The sequence below is a fragment of the Streptomyces sclerotialus genome (assembly GCF_040907265.1).
In the GTDB taxonomy this organism is placed as follows: Bacteria; Actinomycetota; Actinomycetes; order Streptomycetales; family Streptomycetaceae; genus Streptomyces; species Streptomyces sclerotialus.
Genome location: NZ_JBFOHP010000002.1, coordinates 5,107,916 through 5,129,732 on the forward strand (window position 1 = coordinate 5,107,916; position 21,817 = coordinate 5,129,732).

General features: G+C 72.6%; 21 protein-coding genes. 7 read left to right on the plus strand and 14 right to left on the minus strand.

The annotated features are described in order from the left end of the window. Positions 1-30: 30 nt before the first annotated feature. Genes AAC944_RS22730 through afsQ1 form a run of 3 tightly spaced genes read right to left on the minus strand, consistent with a single transcriptional unit; the run spans position 31 to position 2,944 of the window. Positions 31-675 carry a hypothetical protein gene (locus AAC944_RS22730; RefSeq protein ID WP_051872443.1) on the minus strand — a complete coding sequence of 215 codons (645 nt, stop codon included), beginning with the start codon at positions 673-675 and terminating at the stop codon, positions 31-33. Further along, positions 672-2,270, minus strand: a complete 1,599-nt coding sequence (locus tag AAC944_RS22735; RefSeq protein WP_051872444.1) for an ATP-binding protein — start codon at positions 2,268-2,270, stop codon at positions 672-674. The genes AAC944_RS22730 and AAC944_RS22735 overlap by 4 nt, the downstream gene beginning before the upstream one ends. Beyond that, complete coding sequence (gene afsQ1, locus AAC944_RS22740; protein ID WP_131124765.1) at positions 2,267-2,944, minus strand: two-component system response regulator AfsQ1; 678 nt, start codon at positions 2,942-2,944, stop codon at positions 2,267-2,269. The genes AAC944_RS22735 and afsQ1 overlap by 4 nt, the downstream gene beginning before the upstream one ends. A gap of 251 nt (positions 2,945-3,195) precedes the next feature. On the opposite strand from afsQ1, the gene AAC944_RS22745 reads away from it, so the two are divergent. Further along, the gene (locus AAC944_RS22745) at positions 3,196-3,990 is read left to right on the plus strand and encodes a SigE family RNA polymerase sigma factor (protein WP_030625232.1); all 795 of its coding nucleotides are present in this window, start codon (positions 3,196-3,198) and stop codon (positions 3,988-3,990) included. Positions 3,991-4,124: 134 nt separating this feature from the next. Here the strand turns inward: AAC944_RS22745 and AAC944_RS22750 are convergent, their stop codons facing one another. Continuing rightward, entirely contained in the window at positions 4,125-4,601 is a 477-nt protein-coding gene (locus AAC944_RS22750) for an OsmC family protein (protein WP_030625235.1), read from the minus strand. A 13-nt stretch (positions 4,602-4,614) separates the two neighbouring features. Continuing rightward, positions 4,615-5,247 carry a uridine kinase family protein gene (locus AAC944_RS22755; protein WP_368396410.1) on the minus strand — a complete coding sequence of 211 codons (633 nt, stop codon included), beginning with the start codon at positions 5,245-5,247 and terminating at the stop codon, positions 4,615-4,617. 162 nt (positions 5,248-5,409) lie between these two features. Here AAC944_RS22755 and AAC944_RS22760 point away from each other — a divergent pair, with 162 nt between their 5' ends. After that, the gene (locus tag AAC944_RS22760) at positions 5,410-5,817 is read left to right on the plus strand and encodes a hypothetical protein (RefSeq protein WP_030625241.1); all 408 of its coding nucleotides are present in this window, start codon (positions 5,410-5,412) and stop codon (positions 5,815-5,817) included. A 96-nt stretch (positions 5,818-5,913) separates the two neighbouring features. Here the strand turns inward: AAC944_RS22760 and AAC944_RS22765 are convergent, their stop codons facing one another. From AAC944_RS22765 to deoC, 3 genes are read right to left on the minus strand one after another with little or no spacing between them, the layout of a single operon-like run. Then, a complete protein-coding gene (locus tag AAC944_RS22765; protein WP_030625244.1) occupies positions 5,914-6,780 on the minus strand; it encodes an aldehyde dehydrogenase family protein in 867 nt (288 codons plus the stop codon). Continuing rightward, positions 6,773-8,203, minus strand: a complete 1,431-nt coding sequence (locus AAC944_RS22770; protein ID WP_030625248.1) for an aldehyde dehydrogenase family protein — start codon at positions 8,201-8,203, stop codon at positions 6,773-6,775. Before AAC944_RS22770 ends, AAC944_RS22765 begins: the two co-directional genes overlap by 8 nt. A 2-nt stretch (positions 8,204-8,205) precedes the next feature. Further along, a complete protein-coding gene (deoC, locus tag AAC944_RS22775) occupies positions 8,206-9,201 on the minus strand; it encodes a deoxyribose-phosphate aldolase (RefSeq protein ID WP_030625252.1) in 996 nt (331 codons plus the stop codon). A gap of 158 nt (positions 9,202-9,359) precedes the next feature. Here deoC and AAC944_RS22780 point away from each other — a divergent pair, with 158 nt between their 5' ends. Further along, a complete protein-coding gene (locus AAC944_RS22780) occupies positions 9,360-9,977 on the plus strand; it encodes a PH domain-containing protein (RefSeq protein ID WP_030625255.1) in 618 nt (205 codons plus the stop codon). 159 nt (positions 9,978-10,136) lie between these two features. Here the strand turns inward: AAC944_RS22780 and AAC944_RS22785 are convergent, their stop codons facing one another. The 3 genes from AAC944_RS22785 to AAC944_RS22795 all read right to left on the minus strand — a co-directional run bounded on the left by AAC944_RS22785 (position 10,137) and on the right by AAC944_RS22795 (position 13,473). Continuing rightward, positions 10,137-11,804 (minus strand): phospho-sugar mutase, encoded by a 1,668-nt coding sequence (locus AAC944_RS22785; protein WP_030625258.1) that lies wholly within the window; start codon positions 11,802-11,804, stop codon positions 10,137-10,139. A 282-nt stretch (positions 11,805-12,086) separates the two neighbouring features. Further along, the gene (locus tag AAC944_RS22790) at positions 12,087-12,908 is read right to left on the minus strand and encodes a purine-nucleoside phosphorylase (RefSeq protein ID WP_030625261.1); all 822 of its coding nucleotides are present in this window, start codon (positions 12,906-12,908) and stop codon (positions 12,087-12,089) included. A 127-nt stretch (positions 12,909-13,035) separates the two neighbouring features. Further along, positions 13,036-13,473, minus strand: a complete 438-nt coding sequence (locus tag AAC944_RS22795; protein ID WP_030254019.1) for a gamma-glutamylcyclotransferase family protein — start codon at positions 13,471-13,473, stop codon at positions 13,036-13,038. A gap of 227 nt (positions 13,474-13,700) precedes the next feature. Here AAC944_RS22795 and AAC944_RS22800 point away from each other — a divergent pair, with 227 nt between their 5' ends. Both AAC944_RS22800 and AAC944_RS22805 read left to right on the plus strand, forming a co-directional pair. Continuing rightward, on the plus strand, positions 13,701-15,137 hold the full coding sequence (locus tag AAC944_RS22800) for an NAD(P)H-quinone dehydrogenase (protein ID WP_030625266.1): 1,437 nt from the start codon (positions 13,701-13,703) through the stop codon (positions 15,135-15,137). Between the two features lie 170 nt (positions 15,138-15,307). Continuing rightward, positions 15,308-16,255 (plus strand): DeoR/GlpR family DNA-binding transcription regulator, encoded by a 948-nt coding sequence (locus AAC944_RS22805; protein ID WP_030625269.1) that lies wholly within the window; start codon positions 15,308-15,310, stop codon positions 16,253-16,255. 55 nt (positions 16,256-16,310) lie between these two features. Here the strand turns inward: AAC944_RS22805 and AAC944_RS22810 are convergent, their stop codons facing one another. Together AAC944_RS22810 and AAC944_RS22815 are read right to left on the minus strand one after the other, a co-directional pair. Then, complete coding sequence (locus AAC944_RS22810) at positions 16,311-16,901, minus strand: TetR/AcrR family transcriptional regulator (protein ID WP_051872446.1); 591 nt, start codon at positions 16,899-16,901, stop codon at positions 16,311-16,313. Positions 16,902-17,084: 183 nt separating this feature from the next. Then, entirely contained in the window at positions 17,085-18,857 is a 1,773-nt protein-coding gene (locus AAC944_RS22815; protein WP_368396411.1) for an acetyl/propionyl/methylcrotonyl-CoA carboxylase subunit alpha, read from the minus strand. A 407-nt stretch (positions 18,858-19,264) separates the two neighbouring features. Between AAC944_RS22815 and AAC944_RS22820 the strand changes: the two genes are divergently transcribed. Next, complete coding sequence (locus tag AAC944_RS22820; RefSeq protein WP_438272751.1) at positions 19,265-19,732, plus strand: hypothetical protein; 468 nt, start codon at positions 19,265-19,267, stop codon at positions 19,730-19,732. Positions 19,733-19,805: 73 nt separating this feature from the next. On the opposite strand, the gene AAC944_RS22825 is transcribed toward AAC944_RS22820, so the two are convergent. Beyond that, on the minus strand, positions 19,806-20,411 hold the full coding sequence (locus AAC944_RS22825; RefSeq protein ID WP_030623373.1) for a Maf family protein: 606 nt from the start codon (positions 20,409-20,411) through the stop codon (positions 19,806-19,808). Positions 20,412-20,599: 188 nt separating this feature from the next. Between AAC944_RS22825 and AAC944_RS22830 the strand changes: the two genes are divergently transcribed. Continuing rightward, the gene (locus AAC944_RS22830) at positions 20,600-21,814 is read left to right on the plus strand and encodes a homogentisate 1,2-dioxygenase (protein ID WP_030623371.1); all 1,215 of its coding nucleotides are present in this window, start codon (positions 20,600-20,602) and stop codon (positions 21,812-21,814) included. The last annotated feature ends 3 nt before the right edge of the window (positions 21,815-21,817 follow it).

A 21,817-nucleotide genomic window follows, 5' to 3' on the forward strand; every position in this document is an offset into this window, starting at 1 on the left:
GGCCGTCACAGCGGGCCGAGGGCGCCGGGCTCAGTCCTTGCCCGTCGTGCGGCCGGCGTCCGGCAGCGGGCTGCCCCAGGCGGCGTTGCGGGCGATGTCCGGGTGGCGGAGCACGGCGTCGGAGCAGTCGTAGTGGCGCGGTGCCGCGTCGTCCGGGCCGCCGAGCACCGCGGCCCGCTTCCCGTCCACCGGCATCCGCGTCCCGTACGTGCACACCAGCTGCGCGAGCGCGAACGAGGGCAGGTCCTCCGGGCGGATGTTCAGCCGCAGCGCGTCCTCGGGATCGTCCCCGCGCGGCCCGGACACCGTCAGGTCCTCCGGTACCGCCGTCTCGAAGCCCGCCTCCACCTCGCCGGGCGCCGGCTGCTGCCGCAGCTCGTTCAGGAGCGTACGGGCCATCTCCGGCCGGTCCTCGGCGGTGCCGCCCTTGGGCAGCGACACGGTCCGCTCCACCGGTACCAGCCCCGAGCTGCACACCAGGTAGATCCTGACCGGGACCCCGACCGGCACCTCCGGCACCCCGGCCGCCTCCTGCGCCTTGCAGCTGACCCGCGAGGGCGCGCCGCCCGCGTCCACCGGCACCGACGTGCCGCGGATGCCGCAGCCGGCCACCGTCAGGAGCAGTGCCAGGACCGCGCCGGCGCGCCGGGCCGGCCGCGTGAGGGCCCGCCTCATCGCTCGTCCCCCGCGTCCGGGCCGTCGTCCGCGCCGTCCCGCTTCCGCTGCCCGTCGGCCGTCCCCGAGCCGGAGCCGCCGGCACCGTCCTCCGCGAGCCGCGAGGCGTCCCTGGGGAGTCGCAGCGTGAAGACCGCACCGCCCTCGTCGGAGTTGGCCGCCGTGATCTCGCCGCCGTGGATGTGCGCGTTCTCCAGGGCGATGGACAGGCCGAGGCCCGAGCCCTCCGAGCGGGGCCGGGAGGCGCTCGCCTTGTAGAAGCGGTCGAAGACGTGCGGCAGCACCTCCTCGGGAATGCCGGGCCCGTGGTCCCGTACGCGGATGAGCAGCCGGTCCCCGTCGTCGGAGGATTCCGTACGGACCGACACCCGCACCGGCGAGCCGCCGTGCTTGAGCGCGTTGCCGATGAGGTTCGCCAGGATCACGTCAAGGCGGCGCGGGTCCAGCCGCGCGACGATGCCGCGCTCGGCGTCCAGCTCCACGGCGTCCAGCCAGGCCCGTGCGTCGATGCACGCCGTGACCTGGTCCGCGACGTCCACGTCGTCCAGGACCAGCCGGGCCGTGCCCGCGTCGAATCGGGTGACCTCCATCAGGTTCTCCACCAGGTCGTTCAGCCGCCGGGTCTCGCTGACCACCAGCTGCACCGCGGGCGCGATCATCGGGTCGAGCGCGTCGGCCTCCTCCTCCAGGACCTCCGTCACGGCCGTGATCGCGGTCAGCGGCGTCCGCAGCTCGTGCGACATGTCCGCGACGAAGCGCCGCGAGGACGCCTCCCGCGTGCTCAGCTCCTCCACCCGCTGCTGGAGCCGCTCGGCGGTCCGGTTGAACGTACGGGAGAGGTCGGCCAGCTCGTCCGTGCCGGTCACCCGCAGCCGGGTGTCCAGCTTCCCCTCACCCAGCTCGCGTGCCGCGGTGCCGAGCCGCTGCACGGGCCGCAGCACGGTCGTCGCCGCGGCCTGCGCCAGCAGCGCCGAGCCGACCAGCGCGAGCAGCGTCGCGACCCCCAGCGACCAGGCGAGGGAGTTCAGGTCCTGCCGCTCGGTGGCCAGCGACTTCAGCATGTACCCGGTCGGGCCGCCGCCGTTCAGCTTCGCCCCGGCCACGAAGTACGGGTCGTCCTCGATCTCCTGCCGCTGCCAGTACAGGTGGTACGGCGACTTGTTCGACGCGTCCACGGGGCGCCGCTGCTCCACGGCCTTCTGCAGCGTCTCCGGCACGGTCTTCAGGTTCAGGAGGTCCTGGTCGGTGGTGGCCGTGCAGGTCCTGCCCGCATCGTCCTTCGCGAGCAGCAGTACGTCGTAGTTCTGCGGTCCGGCACCCATCTGGCGCGCGGCGTCCCGCAGTTCCCCGCAGGCCGGGTGGAGCGGCAGCGACCGCGTACGCTCCGCCAGCTGGGTGCGGAAGTCCTTCAGCGCGGCGTTCTGCGTACGGTCCAGCACGGTGTTGCGGTTGAGCCAGTACGCGATGCCGGAGGCGGAGACCGCGGCGGTCAGCGCCACCAGCGCGAAGACCACCACCAGGCGCAGCCGCAGGCTGGTCCAGCGCAGCAGGCCGGACGCGACCCCGCGCAGCCGGCCGGCGGCCGGTTCACTCACTGCGGGGTGTCCAGCCGGTAACCGACGCCGCGGACCGTACGGATCAGCGTCGGCGAGGACGGTACGTCCTCCACCTTGGCCCGCAGCCGCTGCACACACGCGTCCACCAGGCGCGAGTCACCGAGGTAGTCGTGCTCCCACACCAGGCGGAGCAGCTGCTGTCTGGACAGCGCCTGTCCGGGCCGGCGGCTCAGCTCCAGCAGCAACCGCAACTCGGTCGGGGTCAGTTGCAGATCCTCGCCGTTCTTGGTCACCGTCATCGCCGAACGGTCGATGACCAGTGACCCGAACGTCGCCGAGTCGCTCGACTCGCGTTCGCCGCGCCGCAGCACCGCCCTGATCCGGGCGTCCAGCACCCGCCCCTGCACCGGCTTGACGACGTAGTCGTCCGCGCCGGACTCCAGTCCGACGACCACATCGATGTCGTCGTTACGCGCGGTCAGCAGGATGATGGGCAGTTGGTCCGTACGGCGGATCCGCCGGCACACCTCGAAACCGTCGATCCCCGGCAGCATCACGTCCAGGACGATCAGGTCGGGGCGCTGCTCACGCAGCAGTTTCAGGCCGTCCTCGCCCGTCGCCGCGGTCACCACACGGTGACCCTGGCGGGACAGCGAGAGTTCGAGGGCCGTGCGGATGGCGTCGTCGTCCTCGATCAGCAACAGGAAAGGCACGTGCGCCATTCTGGCGCATGGCGCGGCCGGACTTCGACCGGCGGCGTCCCGCGCCCCGCTCCGCACGCGCCCCACCTGCCCCGGCGTACGCCCGAAGGAGGGTGCGGTGAACCTCGCGCGGCTGCCTGTGACAGGGCTGTGACAGTCGGCGGACAACGCGATGAAACTGCCGCGGCAGAGTTTCTGGCACCGGGTGAGAACGGCCCGGGACCGCAGATGAACGAGCCGGCTCAACCGACGGGGGGCGCGAGATGAACACACTGCACAGCACCGCCAACAGCGCAGTAATCACGCGTCTTCACGATGTCGTACGAGCCGGGGAGAAGTCCGGTGCCGTGAGCGGGCGGGGGTGCGCTCGCGGCACCGGGCGTCAGCGCCAGGCCGCGTACTTCGTGACGCCGGTCGAGGCCGTTGACACCGTCGTGGGAACCGTGGCCCCGGTGGTCACGGACGGGGGAACCGACGGGGGACGCACGTACGGGGAGGCCACGGAGGAGCGGAGCGCCGCGCCGGCGGCGGTGGACAGCGAAGCCGAGTTCACCGCCTACGTCCAGGAGCGCCGCGCCTCCCTGTACGCCACCGCCTACCACCTGACCGGCGACCGCCACGAGGCCGAGGACCTGCTGCAGAGCGCGCTGTTCTCGACCTACCGGGCGTGGGACCGGATCAGCGACAAGGGGGCGGTCGGTGGGTACCTGCGCCGCACGATGACCAACCTGCACATCAGTGCCTGGCGTCGGCGGAAGCTGAACGAGTACCCCACCGAGGAACTGCCGGAGACGGCCGGTGACCACGACGCGATGCGCGGCACCGAGCTGCGCGCCGTGCTGTGGCAGGCGCTGGCCAAGCTGCCCGAGACGCAGCGCACGATGCTCGTCCTGCGCTACTACGAGGGCCGGACGGACCCGGAGATCGCCGACATACTGAACATCAGCGTCGGCACGGTGAAGTCGAGCATCTGGCGTTCGCTGCGGCGGCTGCGCGAGGACGACGTCCTCAGCTTCGGCCGCGACCAGGAGGAGTCCTTCGGCGAGCTGGTGGCCTGAGGGGCGGGGACACGGGGGAAGCGGTCCGGGGGCCGCACGTACGGGGGAGAACACGGGGGAAGGAAGACGGGGGAAGAAGAGAGCGGGAACCGGCAGGCGGGGGGTCTGCCGATTCCCGCTCTTTCCGTGCGCCGTCAGCCGGTGGCCACCGTGATCACCGGCTCGTGCCGTACCGGGAAGTTCACCGAGTTCGCGATGAAGCACTGGTCGTGCGCCTTGGTGTGCAGCCGCCGGGCCCGCTCGGGGTCCGAGCCCGCCGCGATCTCCACCCGCGGCCGCAGCACGACCTCGGTGAAGGCGCCGCCGCCCTTGCCGTCCTCGGTCATCGTGCCGCTCGCCCCGTCCGTGTACGAGGTCACCACCACGCCCGACAGTGAGCAGACGGCCAGGTACGTGAGCATGTGGCACTGGGCCAGCGAGGCGAGCAGCAGCTGTTCCGGATTCCAGCGGTCCCCGGTGCCGAGGAAGGCCGGGTCGGCGGTGCCCGGCAGCGGCGGCGGGCCGTCCGCCGTCACCTCGTGGTCCCGGCCGTACGTGCGGTATCCGTCGGTTCCGGCACCGGAGTTGCCGGTCCAGGTCACGCGGGCGAGGTAGGAGTGTTCCTTGGGCACGTGGCCTCCTGCGTCAGCTCCGTACGGGGGCGGTGACGTCCGCCCCCGCGGAGGATATCCGGGCCAGCGCCTCCGGCTTCGCACAGGCGTACGCGCCCAGGGCGGTCTGCCGCGCCACCACCGACCGTTCGGCGCGCAGCAGTCGCAGGCCCCGGCGCACCAGGTACCCGGCGGGTTTACGGCCCTCACGCAGGTCACGCAGCAGCCGGCGACGGAACGTCGTGGTGGGCCGGCCGCGCAGGCACAGCGCGTCGGCCAGCACCCCCGCCGCCCGGCAGGCCTCGACGATCTCGGCGGCGAAGATCCCTTCGGCGATGAACAGCGGCGCGCCCGCCAGCTCCAGCTTGTCCTCGCCGACCCGGGCGCTCCTGGCGATGTCGTAGACGGGGACGGCCGCGCGGCCCGTACGGCACAGTTCCTCGATCGCGGTGAGCGCGGCGGCCGCGTCCCAGGACAGCGGCGAGTCCCAGTCGGCGCCCCCGCCGTCCGGAAGCTGCGGCAGGGAGGCGTCCGTGGCCTCCTTGTAGAAGTCGTCCAGGCGCAGCACGGGGAGGCCGGTGCGGGCGGCGAGGGAGGACTTCCCGGAGCCGGAGGGGCCGGTCAGCAGGATGACGCGGGCGGGCGGCGCACTGGGGAGAAGGCTCACGGGCATTCATTGTCGCGCATTCGTCCGTGTGAGCTACCCCGGCCGGACAAGGTGGATTGTGGACACACCCGTCAACTACTCTGCGCATCCGACCCATTACAGACGATCGCCTCACCGGTGGCGGTCGGTACCACCGTAAACGGACTCCACAGGCAGGTGCTCATGGCCTCTCACGCACGTCTTCCCCAGCAGAGCCGTACGGCGCGCGGGCTGCTGCGCGCCGGGCTCGCGGTGTCCGTGACGGGCGCCGCGCTGGTCGCGGGTGCCTCCACCGCCGCCGCTGCCGGAGGGAAGTCGGAACCGGCGAGCGTGGAGGACGTCCAGGCGGCCGTGAACTCCGCGGTCGGCGCTCTGCACCAGACCACGGCCAGCGGCGTCGGCACGGTCAAGGACCTCCGTCTGAACCCTCTCGCGGGCACCGGGACCGACCCGCTGGACAACGCCGTCGGCACCCAGATCGCCGACTTCAAGCCGTTCAGCACCGCGTCCCTGACCGCTCCGCTGTCCGACGGCGCGGCCCTGGGCCAGCTGCCCGTCGTGGGCCCGGTGACGCAGGCGCTGCCCGGATAGCGGCCGGACGTACGACAGGGGCGCCCGCGGCCGTGCGTACGGCTCGCGGGCGCCCTCCGGCGCGGTGCGGCGGGCTCGGACGCCCATCGGGTGGACTCAGACGCCCATCGGGTGCCAGACCGTCTTGGTCTCCAGGTAGGCCAGCATGCGGTCGGTGCCGGGGTCGGCGGTCCAGTCCACAGCCTGTGGACGGTGGACGCGCTTGAGGTTGTCGGCGGCCGCCGTCTCCAGGGCGGTCGCCTCCTCCCGGTCACCGGCCACGCCCGCGAGGTCGATCGCGTTGACGTCCTGGTGCGCGGCCAGCGGCCCGGCGATCTCGGCCGTACGGCCCGACAGCACGTTCACCACGCCGCCGGGCAGGTCGGAGGTGGCCAGCACCTCGCCCAGCGACAGGGCAGGCAGCGGCGCCTTCTCGCTGGCCACCACCACGACGGTGTTACCGGTCACGATCGCCGGCGCGATCACCGACACCAGCCCGAGGAACGAGGACTCCTGCGGCGCCAGGACGGCCACCACGCCGGTCGGCTCGGGCGTGGAGAGGTTGAAGAACGGGCCCGCGACCGGGTTCGCGCCGCCCGCGACCTGCGCGATCTTGTCGGACCATCCGGCGTACCAGACCCACCGGTCGATCGCCGCGTCCACCTGCGCCGCCGCCTTGGACTTCGACAGTCCCTCGGCGTCGGCCACCTCCGAGACGAACTGCTCCCGGCGGCCCTCCAGCATCTCGGCGATGCGGTACAGGATCTGGCCGCGGTTGTACGCGGTGGCACCGGACCAGCCGCCGAACGCCTTGCGGGCGGCGACCACCGCGTCGCGCGCGTCCTTGCGGGAGGACAGCGGGGCGTTGGCGAGCCACTTGCCCTTTGCGTCGGTCACCTCGTACACCCGCCCGCTCTCGGACCGGGGGAACTTGCCCCCGACGTACAGCTTGTAGGTCTTGAAGACGCTCAGCCGATCAGACATTCAGGTACGCCTCCAGACCGTGCCGGCCGCCCTCGCGGCCGAAGCCCGACTCCTTGTAGCCGCCGAACGGCGACGCCGGGTCGAACTTGTTGAACGTGTTGGACCAGACGACGCCCGCGCGCAGCTTGCCCGCCGTCCACAGGCTGCGGGAGCCCTTCTCGGTCCAGATGCCCGCCGACAGGCCGTACGGCGTGTTGTTCGCCTTGGCCACGGCCTCCTCGGGCGTACGGAACGTCAGCACGGACAGCACCGGGCCGAAGATCTCCTCGCGGGCGATGCGGTGCGCCTGCGTGACGCCGGTGAACAGGGTCGGCGCGAACCAGTAGCCCTCGCCGGGCAGTTCGCAGGCCGGCGCCCAGCGCTCGGCGCCCTCGGCCTCGCCCGCGTCGGCCAGCGCCTTGATACGGGCCAGCTGCTCGGCGGAGTTGATGGCGCCGATGTCGGTGTTCTTGTCCAGCGGGTCGCCGACGCGCAGGGACGCCATCCGGCGCTTGAGCGCGTCCAGCAGCTCGTCCTGGACCGACTCCTGCACCAGCAGCCGGGAGCCGGCGCAGCAGACGTGGCCCTGGTTGAAGAAGATGCCGTTGACGATGCCCTCGACGGCCTGGTCGAGCGGCGCGTCGTCGAAGACGATGTTCGCGGCCTTGCCGCCCAGCTCCAGGGTGAGCTTCTTGTCCGTGCCCGCGACCGTACGCGCGATGGCCTTGCCGACCTCGGTCGAGCCGGTGAAGGCGACCTTGTCGACGTCCGGGTGCGCGACCAGCTCGGCGCCGGTCGAGCCGTCGCCGGTCAGGATGTTGACGACGCCCCTGGGCAGCCCGGCCTGGCGGCAGATGTCCGCGAAGAAGAGCGCGGAGAGCGGGGTGGTCTCGGCGGGCTTCAGGACGACGGTGTTGCCGCAGGCCAGCGCCGGGGCGATCTTCCACGCGAGCATCAGCAGGGGGAAGTTCCAGGGGATGACCTGGCCGGCGACGCCCAGCGGCTTCGGGTCGGTTCCGAGGCCCGCGTGGCCGAGCTTGTCGGCCCAGCCCGCGTAGTAGAAGAAGTGCGCGGCGACCAGTGGCAGGTCGGAGTCGCGGGACTCCTTGATCGGCTTGCCGTTGTCCAGCGACTCCAGCACCGCCAGCTCGCGCGAGCGCTCCTGGATGAGGCGGGCGATCCTGAAGAGGTACTTGGCGCGCTCGGCACCGGGCAGCGCCGACCACTTCTCGAACGCCTTGCGCGCGGCCTTCACGGCGCGCTCGACGTCGGCGGCCCCGGCCTGCGCGACCTCGGAGAGGACCTCCTCGTTCGCCGGGGAGACGGTCTTGAAGACCTTGCCGTCGGCCGCGTCGGCGAACTCGCCGTCGATGAACAGCCCGTACGAGGGAGCGATGTCGACGACCGCGCGCGACTCCGGCGCGGGTGCGTATTCAAAAGCCATGGTCAGTCCACCGTCACGTAGTCGGGGCCGGAGTACCGGCCGCTGCTGAGCTTCTGGCGCTGCATCAGCAGGTCGTTGAGGAGGCTGGACGCGCCGAAGCGGAACCAGTCCGCGGTCAGCCACTCCTCGCCCAGCGTCTCGTTCACCATGACCAGGTACTTGATCGCGTCCTTGGACGTGCGGATGCCGCCGGCCGGCTTCACCCCGACCTGCACCCCGAGCCGGTCGTGGAAGTCGCGGACGGCCTCCAGCATCAGCAGGGTGACCGGGGGAGTGGCGTTGACGCCGACCTTGCCGGTGGAGGTCTTGATGAAGTCGGCGCCCGCGAGCATCGCGAGCCAGGAGACGCGGCGGACGTTGTCGTAGGTCTGGAGTTCGCCGGTCTCGAAGATGACCTTGAGGTGCGCCGCGCTGCCGTCCTCGCGGACGCAGGCCTCCTTCACGGCCTTGATCTCCTCGAAGACCTCCAGGTACCGGCCGGCGAGGAACGCGCCCCGGTCGATCACCATGTCGATCTCGTCGGCGCCGGCCGCGACCGCGTCCCGGGTGTCGGCGAGCTTCACCGGCAGTGCCGCGCGGCCCGCGGGGAACGCGGTGGCCACGGAGGCGACATGGATGCCGGAGGCGCCGAGCGCCTCCTTGGCGGTCGCCACCATGTCCGGATACACGCAGATCGCGGCGACCTTCGGCACCGTGCGGTCCGTGGGGTCGGGGTTGACGCCCTTGGCGCACAGGGCCCGGACCTTGCCCGGGGTGTCCGCTCCTTCGAGCGTCGTCAGGTCGATCATCGAGATGGCGAGGTCGATGGCGTACGCCTTCGCCGTGTTCTTGATCGAGCGGGTGCCGAGCGCGGCGGCGCGGGCTTGCAGCCCGACGGCGTCGACGCCCGGGAGGCCGTGCAGGAAACGGCGGAGGGCCCGGTCGTCGGCGGTCACGTCCGCCATCGTCGCCAGACGCCCCGCGGCCTCTTTGCCGTATGCGGGAACAGTGGTGGGCATGGTCACGAGGGGAGCATATCTACGCGCGTAGCGGTGTGTCACCCCTCCAGATGCGGCCGGGGAATTCCGGGCGGAGCACCGGCCCCCCGGCCCGGCGGCCGGTCATCGATGCCGGACCGCAACGTCCGGATGCCGGACTCTCGGGCACAATCGCCGGTATGACGAGCCCGGACAACTCCTCCAGCGGAACCGCGCCGACCTACGCGGACCGCACCTACCGGTCGCCCGCGGCCCTGGTCGGCGGCGTCCTGCTGCTCGCGCTCATCGCCTGGCTGGGCGTCGACGCGCTGATCAACGGCACCCCGCGGACCCGCATGCTGGCGGCGGCCGGGCTGCTGACCGGCGTGCCGCTGGTGACCGCCTTCACCCTGCGCCCGGTGGTCCGCGCGAACGCGGAGCGGCTGACCGTGTGCAACCCCTTCCGCACCATCGTGCTGCCCTGGGGCGCGGTCGAGGACCTGCGCGCGTCCTTCTCCTGCGAGGTCTTCACGGGCGGCAGGAAGTACCAGCTGTGGGCGATCCCGGTCTCGCTGCGGCAGCGCAAGCGCGCCAACCGGATGTCGGCGAAGGCCGCGGGGGCCGCGGCGCGCGGCGAGGAACCGGCCGAGGTGCGGCGCGCCTCGGCCGATCAGTCCCTGGACGAGCTGCGTGAGCTGCGGGAGCGCAACGCGGGGCGCGCGGAAGCGCAGGGTGCCGTCGCCGTCCGCTGGTCCTACGAGATCCTCGTGCCGCTCGCGGTGGGCGTCGTCGCGCTGGTGCTCCTGCTCGCGCTGTAGCGCAGGCACGCGGTCGTGCCGGGGGAGCGACCACCGGCATCCGGGGCGGGCGGTGCGGCCCGGCGGCCGACCGCGGTGCCGTCGTGGCCGGCCGCGCAGTCCCCCGCGCCCCTGTAGGGGCGGGCCCGCAGGCCCGCGCCTACAGGGGCGCCCCGAGGGTCAGAGACCCGCCGCGGCCGACAGGTCGGCCTTGATCGCGGCGAGCGCCGCGTCCGCCGTGCGGCGTGCCTCCGGGAGCGCGTCCCGCGAGGCGACCGGTACCACGGCCTCCAAGTAGCACTTCAGCTTCGGCTCCGTGCCGCTCGGGCGGACGACGACCCGGCCCGCTGTCACCTCGCCGGACCCGGACAGCGTGTACCGCAGGCCGTCGGTCGGCGGCAGCGACGCCGAGCCCTGCGACAGGTCCTCGGCCGAGGACACCGTGAGCCCGCCCAGCGCGGCCGGCGGCTGCGCGCGCAGCCGGCGCATCGCGTCGGAGATGACCGACAGGTCCTCGACGCGCACGGAGAGCTGGTCGGTGGCGTGCAGCCCGTGCTCGACCGCCAGGTCGTCCAGCAGGTCGGTCAGCGTCCGGCCGTCCCGCTTGAGGACGGCCGCGAGCTCGGTGATCAGCAGCGCCGCCGTGATGCCGTCCTTGTCCCGCACCCCGGCCGGGTCCACCGCGTACCCCAGGGCCTCCTCGTACGCGTACCGCAGGCCGTCCACGCGGGCCAGCCACTTGAAGCCGGTCAGCGTCTCCGTGTACGGCAGACCGGCCGCGGCGGCGATCCGGGACAGCAGCGAGGAGGAGACGATCGTCGTGGCGACGGTGCCCCGTGCGCCCGAGCCGACCACGTGCGCGGCGAGCAGTGCGCCGACCTCGTCACCGCGCAGCATCCGCCAGCCCGCCGCCGTCTCCGGTGCCGGCACGGCGACGGCGCAGCGGTCCGCGTCCGGGTCGTTGGCGACGACGATGTCGGGCTGCGCCGTCCGGGCCGTCTCGAAGGCCAGGTCCATCGCCCCGGGCTCCTCGGGGTTGGGGAACGCGACCGTCGGGAAGTCCGGGTCGGGCTCTGCCTGCTCGGCGACGACCACCGGCGCCGGGAACCCGGCCCGCTCGAACGCCGCGGTCAGGACGTCCCGGCCGACGCCGTGCATCGGCGTGTAGACGACGCGGGTGTCCCGCGGCGAGCCGGGCGTGAGGACCGCCTCCGTACGGGCCAGGTACGCCGCCAGGACGTCCTCGCCGAGTACGTCCCAGCCGCTCTCGGGGCGCGCCACCTCGGTCAGCGGGCCGACCGCGGCGATCCGGGACGCGATCTCGCCGTCGGCGGGCGGCACGATCTGCGAGCCGTCGCCGAGGTAGACCTTGTAGCCGTTGTCACGGGGCGGGTTGTGGCTGGCGGTGACCTCCACGCCGGCGACCGCGCCCAGGTGCCGGATCGCGAACGCGAGCACCGGGGTGGGCAGCGGGCGCGGCAGCAGCGCCGCCTTCAGGCCGGCGCCGGTCATGACGGCGGCGGTGTCCCGGGCGAAGTCGGCGCTCTTGTGGCGCGCGTCGTAGCCGATGACGACCAGGCCGCCGCCCTGGCCCTGGTCCTTGAGGTAGGCGGCCAGCCCGGCCGCGGCCCGGATGACGACGGCGCGGTTCATCCGCATCGGGCCCGCGCCCAGCTCGCCGCGGAGCCCCGCGGTGCCGAACTGCAGGGTGCCGGCGAACCGTTCGGCCAGCTCGTCGGTGTCCTCGGTCTCGATGAGCTTCGCCAGCTCTTCGCGGGTCTCCGGGTCGGGGTCCTCGGCCAGCCAGGCCTTCGCCCGGCCGGTCAGCTCCGCGGGGACGGTTGCCACGTGATGCTCCTGCCTGTGGGGTGCGTGAGGGGTGCCTGTAGGTGCGGTGCCGTGCGGTACGCGTACGGGACGGCGCTCGGGTGCCGGGGCACGGGAGGCCGCTGCGGTGCGGCAGCGGGCGGCCGCGGAGCCGCGCGTACGGTGCCGTACGGACGGGCCGGCGTACGCCGTGGTTCCCGCGCCCGCCCCGGCTCGTAACCCATACCCCGCGCCCGGCCCGGACGGCGGGAACCGGCCACCGGCCGGTTCCGTGCCGGGCCGCCGCGCGACGGACACCGGGGCTCAGATCTTGCTGAGCACCTGGCCGAGCAGGCTGCCCATGCGGGTCGCGGAGTCGCGGCCGGCCTGGAGCACCTCTTCGTGGTTGAGCGGCTCGCCGGTCATGCCCGCGGCGAGGTTGGTCACCAGGGACAGGCCGAGCACCTCGGCGCCCGCCTCACGTGCGGCGATGGCCTCCAGGACGGTGGACATGCCGACCAGGTCGGCACCGAGCGTGCGGATCATCCGGATCTCGGCGGGGGTCTCGTAGTGCGGCCCGGGGAACTGGGCGTAGACGCCCTCCTCCAGGGTCGGGTCGACCTCCTTGCACAGCGCGCGCAGCCGCGGCGAGTACAGGTCGGTCAGGTCGACGAAGTTCGCGCCGACGATCGGTGAGGTGGCGGTGAGGTTGAGGTGGTCGCTGATGAGGACCGGCTGGCCGGGACGCATGCCCTCGCGCAGGCCGCCGCAGCCGTTGGTGAGGACGACCGTCTTGCAGCCGGCGGCCACGGCGGTACGGACGCCGTGGGCGACGGCCGCCACTCCGCGGCCCTCGTAGTAATGCGTCCGGCCGAGGAAGACCAGTGCGCGCTTGTCGCCGAGGGCGTACGAGCGGATCTTGCCGCCGTGGCCCTCCACGGCCGGGGGCGGGAAGCCCGGCAGCTCGGTGACGAGGAATTCGTGCTCGGGCTCACCCAGCGCCTCGGCGGCCGGGGCCCAGCCCGAGCCCATGACCAGGGCAACGTCGTGGGTCTCGGCGCCGGTCAGCTCGCGCAGGCGGTCGGCGGCGTCGGTGGCGGCGGTACGCGGGTCGCTCGCCAGGTCCGGGGTAACAGATGCGTTCACGCGGACGAGGGTAGCCGGTAATCGCCTACGCGCGTAGATGTGGATCGTCACGGAGGTGCCACGGTCCGATTGGTCTTTTCCTACGAACCGGCCGGGGCGGGCCCGCGCGGCCGGCCCCGCCGGGCCTTCAGCAGGGCCGTTTCCGCAGCTCCATCACGTAGTCGTGGGGCGCGCCCGCCGACTCCGCCGCGTCCGCGATCTCACCGAGGTACCGGGCGGAGGGCAGCCCGCCCTCGTAGCCGTTCAGGACGTACAGCCAGGCCGCCTCGTCGCCGTCCAGCGTGTGCACCCGCACCCGCATCCGGCGGTATATGTCCATCCCGACGCCTTCCCAGCGGTCCATCGACTCCTCGTCCATCGGGGCGATGTCGTACAGCGCCACGAAGACCTGGGAGCGCGGGGCCTCCACGAGCGTGGCGAGCGCCCCCTCCCAGCCCATCTGCTCCCCGCCGAAGGTGAGCCGCCAGCCGTTCAGCCAGCCGGTGCCGCGCAGTGGTGAGTGGGGAGCGCGGCGGGACATCAGCCGCGCGTCGAGGTTGCCGGCGTAGGCGGCGTAGAGCGACATGGCTCTGAGGGTACGGGAGGGCGGCCCGTGTCCCGGGGATCCGCCGGGGCCACGGCGCCCGGCCTGCACTCCTGTGGACGGCGGTCCGTACGGCGGCCCCCGCGCTGAACGCGGGAGGAGCGTGCGGGACAATGGAGTACGTACTGCATACCCCGGGGGGCGACCCCCGGACCCCCGGCCGGAACCGCGCTGGGCGGGCCGGAAACGAGAGCGCGAGGCGTAATCCCTTGACCCGGATCGTGATCATCGGTGGCGGACCTGGCGGCTACGAGGCGGCGCTGGTGGGCGCCCAGCTCGGCGCGGAGGTGACCGTCGTCGACTGCGACGGCCTCGGCGGCGCCTCGGTGCTCACCGACTGCGTGCCCTCGAAGACTCTCATCGCGACGGCCGAGGTGATGACCACCTTCGACTCGTCGTACGAGGAGCTCGGCATCATCGTCGAGGACGACACCCCGCACATCGACCGCCCCGCGCGCGTCGTCGGCGTGGACCTCGGCAAGGTCAACCGCCGTGTGAAGCGCCTCGCGCTCGCCCAGTCGCACGACATCACCGCCTCCGTCACCCGCGCCGGCGGCCGGGTCATGCGCGGCCGCGGCCGGCTGGAGCCGGGCCAGGCCGTGGACGGCTCCCGCCAGGTCACCGTCACCGCCGCCGACGGCAGCGAGGAGACGCTGACCGCCGACGCCGTACTGATCGCCACCGGCGCGCACCCCCGCGAGATCCCCGACGCCCAGCCCGACGGCGAGCGCATCCTGAACTGGACGCAGGTCTACGACCTGGACGAGCTCCCCGAGGAGCTCATCGTGGTCGGTTCCGGCGTCACCGGCGCCGAGTTCGCCGGCGCCTACCAGGCCCTCGGCTCCCGCGTCACCCTCGTCTCCTCCCGCGACCGCGTGCTCCCGGGGGAGGACCCGGACGCCGCCGCCGTCCTGGAGGACGTCTTCCGCCGCCGCGGGATGAACGTGATGTCCCGCTCCCGCGCCGCCTCCGCCAAGCGCGTCGGCGACCGCGTCGAGGTGACCCTCTCGGACGGCCGTACGATCTCCGGCACGCACTGCCTGATGGCCGTCGGCTCGATCCCCAACACCGCGGGCGTCGGCCTGGAAGAAGCCGGCGTCAAGCTCAAGGAGTCCGGCCACATCTGGACCGACAAGGTCTCCCGCACCTCGGCCCCCGGCGTGTACGCGGCGGGCGACTGCACCGGCGTCTTCGCGCTCGCCTCGGTCGCGGCCATGCAGGGCCGGATCGCGATGTACCACTTCCTCGGTGACGCGGTGGCCCCGCTGAACCTCAAGACCGTCTCCGCGAACGTCTTCACCGACCCGGAGATCGCCACTGTCGGTTACAGCCAGGCCGACGTCGACAACGGCAAGATCGACGCACGGGTCGTCAAACTGCCGCTGCTGCGCAACCCGCGTGCGAAGATGCAGGGCATCCGGGACGGCTTCGTCAAGCTGTTCTGCCGCCCGGGTACGGGCATCGTCGTCGGCGGTGTGGTCGTATCACCGCGCGCGAGCGAACTGATTCATCCGATTTCGATCGCGGTGGACAACAACCTGACGGTGGAGCAGATCGCCAGCGCGTTCACGGTCTACCCCTCGCTCTCCGGCTCGATAGCCGAGGTCGCGCGGCAACTGCACACCCGGAAGTCCGCCGGGGAGTGATCCCGGCGGCGCGCCCGGGGCGGATTCGCACGAACGAACCCCCTATATCACTCGCGGGTGTCGCACACGAACAACTTCCGAAAATTGGTGCAACCTGCTGAAAACAGACGGTCGTTGGCGTTACTGTCAGTTTCGTGTTCGCTGCAGAACGTCGCCAATTGATCCTTGAAATGGTGCGAGCGAACGGAGCGGTTTCGCTCCGTGAGCTCGCCCGCGTCGTCCAGACCTCAGAAGTGACCGTACGGCGGGACGTGCGGGCACTGGAGGCCGAAGGACTGCTCGACCGCCGGCACGGCGGTGCGGTGCTGCCGGGTGGCTTCACCCGCGAATCCGGCTTCCCGCAGAAATCCCATCTAGCAACGGCGGAGAAGACGGCCATCGCCGATCTCGCCGCGAGCTTCGTCGAGGAAGGCGAGGCCATCGTCGTCGGCGCGGGGACGACCACACAGGAGCTGGCCCGCCGGCTCGCCCGGGTCCCGGGCCTGACCGTCGTGACCAACTCCCTGCTGGTCGCCCAGGCCCTGGCGCACGCCAACCGCGTCGAGGTCGTCATGACCGGCGGCACGCTCCGGGGCTCCAACTACGCGCTGGTCGGCAGCGGCGCCGAGCAGTCCCTCCAGGGGCTGCGGGTGTCCCGTGCCTTCCTGTCGGGCAGCGGTCTGACCGCCGAGCGCGGTCTCTCCACCTCCAACATGCTCTCCGCCAGCGTCGACAGAGCGCTGGTGCAGGCCGCCGCGGAGGTGGTGGTCCTCGCCGACCACACCAAACTCGGTACGGACACCATGTTCCAGACCGTGCCGACCGACGTCATCACACGCCTGGTGACGGACGAACCGCCCGGCCACGACGACCGCGCCGCGACCGAACTGCAGGCCCTGGCCGACCAGGGCGTACAGATCACGGTCTCCGGCGGGGCCGCGGCGGCGGCCGCCCAGGCCCAGGGGAGTACGGAAGGCACCCCGGCGGCGGACCGCCGGGGGCCGAGAAGGGAGGTACCACTGCCGGGACAGCGGCGCAGCCATCCGACAGCCGGCGCCGGGCCGCAGCTGCGCTCGGCCGCACTCGCCCCCGACCCGCAGGCGGGCCGGGTCGCCGACCTGGCGCCACGACGGCGCTGAACGCTGAGGACCGCGGGGTCTCAGCCGTTCGGCACGTGCTTCCGTACGACGTCGCTCACCGGCCGGCCTTCAGGCCGGTCAGGGTGAGTGTCAGCAGCCGGTCGGCCAGCTCCGGGTCGTCCGGCGACTCCTCGGCGGCCAGCGCGATGCCGTTGGTCAGCTGCATCAGGTCACGGATGTCCACATCGGGACGTACGGCACCGGACCGCTGGGCCCGGGCGAGCAGTTCGCCGCCCGCCGCACGCATCGGCCGGCTGCATCTCGCCAGCCCGGAGCTCTCGTCGGCCGGCGCCGCCATCAGCGCGCGCGACAGGCCGCGGTAGGTGCTGGCGTGCGTGATGATCGCGCGCAGCCACTCCACCAGCGCGGCACAGGGCTGCGGGGCGTCCCCCAGTTCCCGCGCGCGGGCCAGCAGGGCGTCCACCTCACCCTGGAAGACGGCGCCCATCAGCGCGGTGCGGTTGGGGAAGTGACGGTAGAGGGTGCCGATGCCGACACCGGCACGGCGCGCGATGTCCTCCAGCGAGGTGTCCGTACCGCGCTCGGTGAAGGCCGTCCGGGCCTCCGCCAGCAGTCGCTCGTAGTTCCGGCGCGCGTCGGCACGCATGGGGCGTGCGGAATCGGTGTGCGCCGTCTCGGTCGCCATCGCCGTCCTTCCTGTACCTGCCCTTCCGTAGGCAGGGCTCACCTCAACGGTATCGGGTGGCCGCGGCGCCGTACCCGGGCCGTGGCCGAAGCCCGCACGACGCGAGGGGCGCCCGGCTCGGCCGGGCGCCCCTCACTCACGTACGTACGGTCGACGCCGTGCTCGGTCCTCGATCCCTCCGGATCAGTCCTTGATCTCGCAGATCACGGCGCCGGAGGTGAGGGAGGCGCCGACCTCGGCGGTCAGGCCCTTGACGGTGCCGGAGCGGTGCGCGTTCAGCGGCTGCTCCATCTTCATGGCCTCCAGGACGACGACCAGGTCGCCCTCCTTGACCTCCTGGCCCTCCTCCACCGCGACCTTGACGATGGTGCCCTGCATCGGGGAGGCGAGGGTGTCGCCGGAGGCGGCGGAGCCGGACTTCTTGGCGGCCTTGCGCTTGGGCTTGGCGCCGGCGGCGAGGCCGGTACGGGCCAGCGACATGCCGAGCGAGGAGGGCAGGGAGACCTCCAGGCGCTTGCCGCCGACCTCGACGACGACGGTCTCGCGGCCGCTCTCTTCCTCGGCCTCGTCCGCGCCCGGCGCCGCGAACGGCTTGATGTCGTTGACGAACTCGGTCTCGATCCAGCGGGTGTGGACCTGGAACGGGTCGGTGGAGCCGGTCAGCTCCGGCGCGAAGGCCGGGTCCTTCACGACCGTGCGGTGGAAGGGGAGGGCGGTGGCCATGCCCTCGACGGTGAACTCGTTCAGCGCGCGGGCGGCACGCTGCAGCGCCTGCTGCCGGGTGGCGCCGGTGACGATGAGCTTGGCCAGCAGGGAGTCCCAGGCCGGGCCGATCACGCTGCCGGACTCCACGCCGGCGTCCAGGCGGACGCCCGGGCCGGCCGGGGCCTCGAACTTCGTCACCGTGCCGGGGGCGGGCAGGAAGTTGCGGCCCGGGTCCTCGCCGTTGATGCGGAATTCGAAGGAGTGGCCGCGCACCGGCGGGTCGTCGTAGCCCAGTTCCTCGCCGTCGGCGATGCGGAACATCTCCCGCACCAGGTCCAGCCCGGTGACCTCCTCGGTGACCGGGTGCTCGACCTGCAGGCGGGTGTTGACCTCCAGGAAGGAGATGGTGCCGTCCTGGCCGACCAGGAACTCACAGGTGCCGGCGCCCTCGTAGCCGGCCTCCTTCAGGATCGCCTTGGAGGCGCGGTAGAGCTCGGCGTTCTGCTCGGCGGTCAGGAACGGCGCGGGGGCCTCCTCCACCAGCTTCTGGTGGCGGCGCTGCAGGGAGCAGTCGCGGGTGGAGACCACGACCACGTTGCCGTGCTTGTCGGCCAGGCACTGGGTCTCCACATGCCGCGGGCGGTCCAGGTAGCGCTCCACGAAGCACTCCCCGCGGCCGAAGGCGGCCACCGCCTCGCGGACGGCGGAGTCGTACAGCTCGGGGACCTCCTCCAGGGTGCGGGCGACCTTCAGGCCGCGGCCGCCGCCGCCGAAGGCGGCCTTGATGGCGATGGGCAGGCCGTGTTCCTCGGCGAAGGCCACGACCTCCTCGGCGCCGGAGACCGGGTCCTTGGTGCCGGCCACCAGCGGGGCGCCGGCGCGCTGGGCGATGTGCCGGGCGGCGACCTTGTCGCCCAGGTCGCGGATGGCCTGCGGCGGCGGGCCGATCCAGATCAGTCCCGCGTCCAGCACCGCCTGGGCGAACTCGGCGTTCTCGGAGAGGAAGCCGTAGCCGGGGTGGACGGCGTCCGCGCCGGAATCGGCCGCGGCCTGCAGGACCTTGGCGATGTCCAGGTAGCTGGTGGCAGGAGTGTCACCGCCCAGGGCGTATGCCTCATCCGCCGCGCGGACGTGCAGAGCGTCCCGGTCCGGGTCGGCGTAGACGGCTACGCTCCCGATCCCGGCGTCCTGGCATGCACGGGCGACGCGGACAGCGATTTCGCCACGGTTGGCGATGAGCACCTTGCGCACGATGGCTCCCTCCTCGAAACAAGCTGAGTTTAGGGACTGACGACACCATGTGCCGAGTCGGCCCCGGGGGTGAGCTTCCCCACAAGGCGCGTGCGTCCGGCGCGAGCCACGCGCCGAAGTCCCCTGCATTCCCAGGGTATGCCCGGAAGTTCGGAGGCACGATCGAGGATCGGTGTGGGCAAGCTCTCGATGCGCTCGACTCCCGAACGGCACCGTTTCTTTGTGGGGACCCTACTAATGGCGGGAAGAAACTTTGCCGGGTGGGTGTCGGGTGTGACGCACGGGAACGCCGCCCGCTGCACGCCCCTTGTCCTGGCTATTACCCGTTAGTAGCGTGCACCCGTCTTCTGTACTGGCGGTAACAGGCGCGGAAACGCGCCGGACAACAGCGGAAGTGGGTGGGCGCGGTGGCGGCACGCAGACCCGTGGCCGGGGTGACGGCGGCGGTACTGGTCCTGGAAGCGGCCGGGATCGCGCTGCTCAACTGGATCCTGAGCGTCTTCGTCGACCGGCAGAAGATGTCGCTGGCCGGGCTGGACACCCACGCCATGGCGGCCGGGGCCTGGGCCGGCGGCCTCGCCATCGGCCTCTACCTGCTGCTCTGCGCCTTCTTCGCGCTGCGCTGCGCGGTCCGCGACCGGGCACCCGGCGGCTTCGCCCGTACCGTCCTCATCAGCTGCGCCGTGGTCCACGGCCTGGTCGGCGCGTTCGCCGTCGGGCTGGTCGGCTGGGCCGCCTTCGCCGGCGCCATGGCCGTCCTGGGCCTGCTGATCTTCACTCTGCTGGCCTACGCCCCGGCGCCGGAGGCCCCGGAGCCGTCCGGCGCTGACGGCGCTCCGGGAGCCCCGGGCGCCGAGCCGTCCCCGGCGGCGTAGCCCGCCCGAGCCTCCCGCGGCGTAGCCCGCCCGGGCCGCGCCCGGCTCCGCTGCCTCACGTCCGGAGGGCTGCTCACGCCCAGAGGTCGGTGATCTCTACTCCCACGTCGGCCAGCAGGCGGCGCAGAAGCGGCAGGGACAGGCCGATGACGTTGCCCGGGTCGCCGTCGATGCCGTCGATGAACGGTGCCGAGCGCCCGTCGAGCGTGAACGCGCCCGCGACGTACAGCGGTTCGCCGCTCGCCACGTACGCCGCGATCTCCGCGTCGGACGGCTCGCCGAAGCGGACCGTGGTGGCGGCGGTCGCCGACACCCGGCGGCCGCTTCCGGTGTCGATGACGCAGTGCCCGGTACGCAGCACGCCGGACCGGCCGCGCATCGCCTTCCAGCGCGCGGTGGCGTCCTCGGCGTCGGCCGGCTTGCCCAGCGCCCGCCCGTCCAGGTCGAGTACGGAGTCGCAGCCGACGACCAGCGCGCCGGCGGTCCCGTCGCGGCGGGCCACGGCGTCCGCCTTGGCCTCGGCCAGTACGCGGGCCAGTTCGCCCGGGGAGTCGGCGGTGATCGCGTCCTCGTCCACGCCGCTGACGACGACGTCGGGGGCCAGGCCGGCCTGGCGCAGCAGGCCGAGGCGGGCGGGGGACTGGGAGGCGAGTACGAGGCGGCGGGGCTTTTCGGTCATGCGCGTCATGGTAGGCGGCGGGCGAGCCGCCTCCGCAGCCCGCGCCCCCGGCGGCCGGGCCCCGGCCGTGGGCCTATTGACAGGCGTTCGGCCTCCGGCCACAGTGCAGTGGCTCGTCCGGATAGCAGAGAGCAGTGTCCGTTATTTGAACACCGTGCCCGCGAGGGGACGAGGAGGCACGCGATCCCATGCCGTACTACCGCCGTACCGGCGACGTCCCGGCCAAGCGGCACACCCAGCACCGCCGTCCCGACGGAGGGCTGTACTACGAGGAGCTGATGGGGGAGGAGGGCTTCTCCTCGGACTCCTCGCTGCTCTACCACCGGGCGATCCCCTCGGCGATCACCGGCAGCCGCCCCTGGGAGCTGCCCGGCCTCACCACCGTCCCCAACCACCCCCTCAAGCCCCGGCACCTGAAGCTGCCCGCGCTCTTCGCGGGCGCCGATCCGGCCGCCACCGACGCGGTCACCGGGCGCCGCCTGCTGCTCGGCAACGAGGACGTACGGATCGGTTACGTGGTGGCGGGCGCGGTCTCGCCGCTGTACCGCAACGGCGTCGGCGACGAGTGCGTGTACGTGGAGAGCGGCACGGCCCGCCTGGAGACGGTCTTCGGCGTGCTGGAAGCCCGGCCCGGCGACCACCTCGTGATCCCGCGGGCCACCACGCACCGCTGGGTCCCGACGGGGGACGCGCCGCTGCGCGCGTACTGCGTCGAGGCGAACAGCCACATCGCGCCGCCGAGCCGCTATCTGTCCCGGTACGGGCAGCTGCTGGAGCACGCCCCGTACTGCGAGCGGGATCTGCGCGGACCGGACGGGCCGCTGCTCGCCGAGCCGGAGGGGGAGGTGGACGTACTGGTCAAACACCGCGGGCCGGGGCCCGGCGGGCTGGCCGGAACCGTGCTGACCTACCCCACGCACCCGTTCGACGTGGTGGGCTGGGACGGCTGTCTGTACCCGTACGCCGTCAGCATCCACGAGTTCGAACCGCTCACCGGGCGGGTGCACCAGCCGCCGCCCGTCCACCAGGTCTTCGAAGGGCACAACTTCGTGATCTGCAACTTCGTGCCGCGCAAGGTCGACTATCACCCGCTGTCGGTGCCGGTGCCGTACTACCACTCCAACGTCGACTCCGACGAGGTGATGTTCTACTGCGGCGGCGACTACGAGGCCCGCAAGGGCTCCGGCATCGGGCAGGGTTCGGTGTCGCTGCACCCGGGCGGGCACGCGCACGGCCCGCAGCCCGGCGCGTACGAGCGCAGCATCGGAGCGGACTTCTTCGACGAGCTGGCCGTCATGGTCGACACCTTCCGGCCGCTCGGACTGGGGGAAGGCGGCACGGCGTGCGAGGACGAGGGGTATGCCTGGACGTGGGCAGGCGGCCACGGACCTCAGGAGGCGTGAGCG

Excerpts from the sequence above, each read along its gene's own strand:
- AAC944_RS22730 (WP_051872443.1), bottom strand. The coding sequence starts at position 675 with ATGAGGCGGGCCCTCACGCGGCCGGCCCGGCGCGCCGGCGCGGTCCTG.
- AAC944_RS22745 (WP_030625232.1), top strand. The coding sequence starts at position 3,196 with ATGAACACACTGCACAGCACCGCCAACAGCGCAGTAATCACGCGTCTT.
- AAC944_RS22760 (WP_030625241.1), top strand. The coding sequence starts at position 5,410 with ATGGCCTCTCACGCACGTCTTCCCCAGCAGAGCCGTACGGCGCGCGGG.
- AAC944_RS22765 (WP_030625244.1), bottom strand. The coding sequence starts at position 6,780 with ATGTCTGATCGGCTGAGCGTCTTCAAGACCTACAAGCTGTACGTCGGG.
- AAC944_RS22770 (WP_030625248.1), bottom strand. The coding sequence starts at position 8,203 with ATGGCTTTTGAATACGCACCCGCGCCGGAGTCGCGCGCGGTCGTCGAC.
- deoC (WP_030625252.1), bottom strand. The coding sequence starts at position 9,201 with ATGCCCACCACTGTTCCCGCATACGGCAAAGAGGCCGCGGGGCGTCTG.
- AAC944_RS22780 (WP_030625255.1), top strand. The coding sequence starts at position 9,360 with ATGACGAGCCCGGACAACTCCTCCAGCGGAACCGCGCCGACCTACGCG.
- AAC944_RS22795 (WP_030254019.1), bottom strand. The coding sequence starts at position 13,473 with ATGTCGCTCTACGCCGCCTACGCCGGCAACCTCGACGCGCGGCTGATG.
- AAC944_RS22805 (WP_030625269.1), top strand. The coding sequence starts at position 15,308 with ATGGTGCGAGCGAACGGAGCGGTTTCGCTCCGTGAGCTCGCCCGCGTC.
- AAC944_RS22810 (WP_051872446.1), bottom strand. The coding sequence starts at position 16,901 with ATGGCGACCGAGACGGCGCACACCGATTCCGCACGCCCCATGCGTGCC.
- AAC944_RS22825 (WP_030623373.1), bottom strand. The coding sequence starts at position 20,411 with ATGACCGAAAAGCCCCGCCGCCTCGTACTCGCCTCCCAGTCCCCCGCC.
- AAC944_RS22830 (WP_030623371.1), top strand. The coding sequence starts at position 20,600 with ATGCCGTACTACCGCCGTACCGGCGACGTCCCGGCCAAGCGGCACACC.